The organism is Hyphomicrobiales bacterium, assembly GCA_016710435.1.
Taxonomy (GTDB): Bacteria; Pseudomonadota; Alphaproteobacteria; order Rhizobiales; family Aestuariivirgaceae; genus Aestuariivirga.
Genome location: JADJVV010000052.1, coordinates 1 through 4071 on the forward strand (window position 1 = coordinate 1; position 4071 = coordinate 4071).

The 4071-nt window shown below is 59.3% G+C and carries 7 protein-coding genes; all 7 read left to right on the forward strand.

The window, feature by feature from the left end:
* Positions 1 to 387: hypothetical protein (locus IPM06_22595; GenBank protein ID MBK8773200.1), on the forward strand; the 387-nt coding region annotated here is incomplete at its 5' end.
* 25 nt (positions 388 to 412) lie between these two features.
* Complete coding sequence (locus tag IPM06_22600; GenBank protein MBK8773201.1) at positions 413 to 871, forward strand: hypothetical protein; 459 nt, start codon at positions 413 to 415, stop codon at positions 869 to 871.
* A 411-nt stretch (positions 872 to 1282) separates the two neighbouring features.
* Positions 1283 to 1510 (forward strand): hypothetical protein, encoded by a 228-nt coding sequence (locus IPM06_22605; protein ID MBK8773202.1) that lies wholly within the window; start codon positions 1283 to 1285, stop codon positions 1508 to 1510.
* Positions 1507 to 1737: a hypothetical protein gene (locus IPM06_22610; protein ID MBK8773203.1), complete on the forward strand. Its 231-nt coding sequence runs from the start codon at positions 1507 to 1509 to the stop codon at positions 1735 to 1737. The genes IPM06_22605 and IPM06_22610 overlap by 4 nt, the downstream gene beginning before the upstream one ends.
* Positions 1737 to 1943: a hypothetical protein gene (locus tag IPM06_22615; protein MBK8773204.1), complete on the forward strand. Its 207-nt coding sequence runs from the start codon at positions 1737 to 1739 to the stop codon at positions 1941 to 1943. Before IPM06_22610 ends, IPM06_22615 begins: the two co-directional genes overlap by 1 nt.
* Positions 1933 to 2310 carry an HNH endonuclease gene (locus IPM06_22620; protein MBK8773205.1) on the forward strand — a complete coding sequence of 126 codons (378 nt, stop codon included), beginning with the start codon at positions 1933 to 1935 and terminating at the stop codon, positions 2308 to 2310. Before IPM06_22615 ends, IPM06_22620 begins: the two co-directional genes overlap by 11 nt.
* Before the next feature lie 779 nt (positions 2311 to 3089).
* Positions 3090 to 3926, forward strand: coding sequence for a hypothetical protein (locus IPM06_22625; protein MBK8773206.1), 837 nt, complete (start codon positions 3090 to 3092; stop codon positions 3924 to 3926).
* Positions 3927 to 4071: the final 145 nt, after the last annotated feature.

Genomic DNA, 4071 nt, shown 5'->3' on the forward strand with positions numbered 1-4071 from the left:
AACTACGGTATCACCAAGCATGTCCCCGTATGCCATCGCAACCCGGCTGCTCGTGCTGCTACACTGGCGGCGCTTGACGACGGCACTGGCGTGATTGTCAGCCAGAACATCTACGAGCGCAGGCGCGGACCTGGCGCCATCGGCATCTCGACTCTTGTCGGACAGGTCGGACTATGGCCAGAGGTGGCGGCGGAGTTCGGTCTCAAATTCACCAAGCGCAACCCAGGCTTGCAGCCGGGGACAAAGCGGCAGAAGGCGAACCCGCTGAATGCGCCGCTGACCGACCAGGAGCGCAACGCCTGCAAGCTGCGGGGATGCGAGCGGGAATCGTATCAGCCGTATGCGCCTGGGGAGTTGCGGAAGATTCGGGAAGAGTTGGGAGTTTAGTATTGATAAGGGAGCTTATTGAACCATGAGAATCGACACATTGACAGAATCAGAACGGGACGACCTGGTGATAGCGCTGGCCGATGTGCAGCACGAGATTTGGGCACACTGGATGCGCTACATGTTTACGCAGGGCAAGACTGACTTCATTACCGGCGATTGGACCATGCCGGTAGCGAAGGCGGATCGGTGGAAGCGCCAGATGGATACGCCCTACGCCGACCTGACTTCGCAGGAGCGCAAGAGCGACATCGAACAGGCGGAGAAAGTGATCGCCGTCCTGCGCGAGTGGCAACAGGATTACTGGGGTGACGCATTGCAATCGCACAATGAGGCACTCGACACGATTGGCGTTCTGAGGGGGGAGATTGCCCAGCTTCGTGGCATGGACATTTGCCAGGACTGCGGCGGCGATGGCGGGATGGGCGTTCTTTGTGCGACCTGTAGCAATAGCGGCTACGTGGCCCGCAAGGTGCAGCCGTGAGCGCCGATCACATCAGGATTGCCAACACGGACACTGGTGGCTATGCGTTTCTGTGTACGCATTGTGGGGATGTTTACGTGCCCGGTCTGCCCATCTCGATTGACATGATGCTGTCGGCCATGAAATCATTCGCACGCACGCACAAGCGATGCAAGCGTCCAGCCCTTCTGACCGACGAAGTGATATTGCTGCAAAGGGCTGGCGTGAGACACTTGCGTAATCTTGAGCGCCAGTACCGATAAGGAGGATTATCCCACCTGAATAAACATTCACCCCATTGATATTTATTCATGCTTATGGTATCCTTAAGCCGTTCAAGGGGATAACATGAGCGGGGCGAATCGACAACTCATTTGATTTACAGGCGCGGCCGCGTTGGTTGCGCCTTTTGCGTTTGGGGGACAGATGTCAATGCTTGAACCGCAACAGCAGATACCGCCAGAGGTCTTGGCAGATAAGCGGGCAATCAACATCTACCTGATTGCCGTGGTCGCACTGGCCGCTATCGGCGTGCTTGCCGTGGTGGGCGGTATCATCCTCGCATGGTCGGACAGACAGGTACCCGGCGAGATATGGACGTTTGCCGGTCTTGCTGTCGGCGGTCTCGTGGCGCTTGTTGGGAGCGAGGGTAGGCAATGAGCGAATACGCAATCATGGCAGATGACAGCGAGGATATGACCTATCCTGACACTCGCACGCATGACCAAAAGGTCGTGGCGCAACTGGCGGCGCTCGAACTGGAGATGCGCAAACTCTCCGAGCGTGTTGCGCACAATGAGACCTGGCTACACAAACTCCTGAACCCGAACGCCGATGCGGACCCGTCCCAGCAGCCGACGCTGCTCGACCTACAGGACGGGTTCTGATGGGACTTGACACCAGTACACCGGCAACCAAGTTCTACCGCACACCGAAGGGTGAACCGGCGGCGCTTGACGTGTACCTGACCTACTCCAAGCCGGAACACCCATTTGACGCCATATCCTCATTTCAGGCAGGCGCAACCGTGTTTGTGGCGAGAGAACATGCGCAGGATGTAGCTGTGGCGCTAGGGGTGACTTATGGTCGGTGACTTTATCATCTACACCGTTTCGAGTGCCGTCGCTCTGGCCATCCTCATGTGGATTCTCGCACGCTACGCACAGTTGGCGGTTGCCATGCTCGACCGCATCAGCCTACCACGGCGCCGCAATCGTCACTCTGCGGAATACATCGCATACATGCAATCGGACGAGTGGCGCTCCACCAGGCGCATCGCACTGACGCGCGCCGGCAATCGCTGCGAGTCGTGTGGCGAGACGCACGGCTTGGAAGTCCATCACCTGACCTACAAGCGCCTGGGGCATGAGCAGCCGAACGACCTGCGTGTCTTGTGCGGGGACTGTCACGAAGCGGCGGACCGGACACGGGCAGCGAAGGCGAGGCGGGCTTATGCTTGACGGTATCCTACTCGGCGCATTCATTGCAACCGGCGCATTCATCTGCGGGTTCGCAGCCTGTTTTCTGGTGCAACGATACCACGAGGATGAGCGCCGCGAATGGGGACGTGCCTACGGTGCGCTGCAACAGAAACTAGCAGAGGCTGAGCGCATGGCGTTTACGGAAGAGGAGCGTGGATAGTGCCATTTTTGAATCGCGGGTTGATGGGCGGCATGGGGATGGGCGGGGGGGGGCAACCTGCGCTGGCTTGCCGGGCGGCGGCGGCTGATTGTGTGCGGCTGCACGTGGGGCGCACGTTGGCGGCAAGACGTCAACCTGGCGAATCCCGGCACAATGACGCCGCCGGGAACAGCGCCGACGCTTGCGCGGCGCGGATGGGTTTTGACGGAATCGAATATCTGACGACCGGTATTCCGCCAACGAAAACACTGGGAGCATGATTATTCGATTTTCGCGGCGCGGCGCAGGCAGCGGTTCTCGGCGTGCGTCGAATGACCGGGATTCAGATCCGGGATGCGCATGCCGAAAGCGGCGACGGGGGATCTACTAGCAACGGCTATGACAAGCGGCGGTGGCAGAGTTGCCGGAAGGTTATCTGGCGGGGAATCGAGATGGCGCAATTCAAGGTGGCGGCGCCACCAGGGGTAGCATCTCGCAGGGTTTGTATACGCGGCGATCTGATGGCGCGCGCACTCGTCAGCGCGTAAATTCAACGATTTTACATATGGCGCGTAATGGCGGCTCAAATGGCCATGCTTTATCCGCGGAGTTCAGATTGATGTCGATTCTCTTTCCATTCATCGCATCCGCCATAATCACGGTGACGCAGCCGCCGACCGGTCTAGGTTTCTCGGTGGCATGGCAGCGTGGCGACGAGTGGAAGAATGAATCTCTCGCCATGCTGAATCCGCCAGTGTGGAAAGACTGGCTTTACGACCACGCCGGCGAACCGGGCTACATCCCTCAAGTCTACGGGATGATAAGATGGGATGAAAAGGCGGCGCAGGCGGCAAGACTCCACAGCGGCGACACATGGATACTTGGCAGCGAACCGGAGCTAGAACTTGGCACACACACGCACCCAGAGGACGCAGCGGAGTTCAGCCGAAGATGGGATTCTGAGGTGGGCGGCTCTTGGGGCGCTCCCGGTATTATCCTATGGGACGGCGGATACGACTGGCTCGACCGTTACCTTGCAGCCGGCGGACTTGTCGGGGACCACTGGCACGTCCACCTGTACGATGTCGATACGCCGGATGAGTGGTCAAAGTCGTGGCGGCGATGGCGTACATGGATGGCAAGTAACGACCTGGAGCGACCGACCATAATCGGTGAAACGGCAGGATGGGACGCCAACGTGAATCAGGCTGACATCTTGGACCGCATCGCCGAAACGATGGCAGATGACCCGTTGCTTGAGACGGTGCTATGGTACAGTGACGCCGACTACTGGGGCTTGTGGCAATGGGCGGACCTGCGCACGGACACCGGACTAACGCCGCTAGGTCAACACTACCTGGCCATGCGTGCCGCAGCCGTGCCGACTGGCCTACCGGTTGACCCAGAGCCGAAGCGGGAATCGCACCGTGTCTACCTTCCGCTAGGGGTACGCTAATGGCAATCGCCGGCTCCGCCGCCTCGTCGATCGGTCTCATGCTCATTGACGGTCGTCTTGTCGAGGGCGCCGTCATGTTGCGCCAGGGGTCAATCCTCTGCGACACGGCTGATGATGCGTGGGCAAAGTTGCTGACAACTGGCGA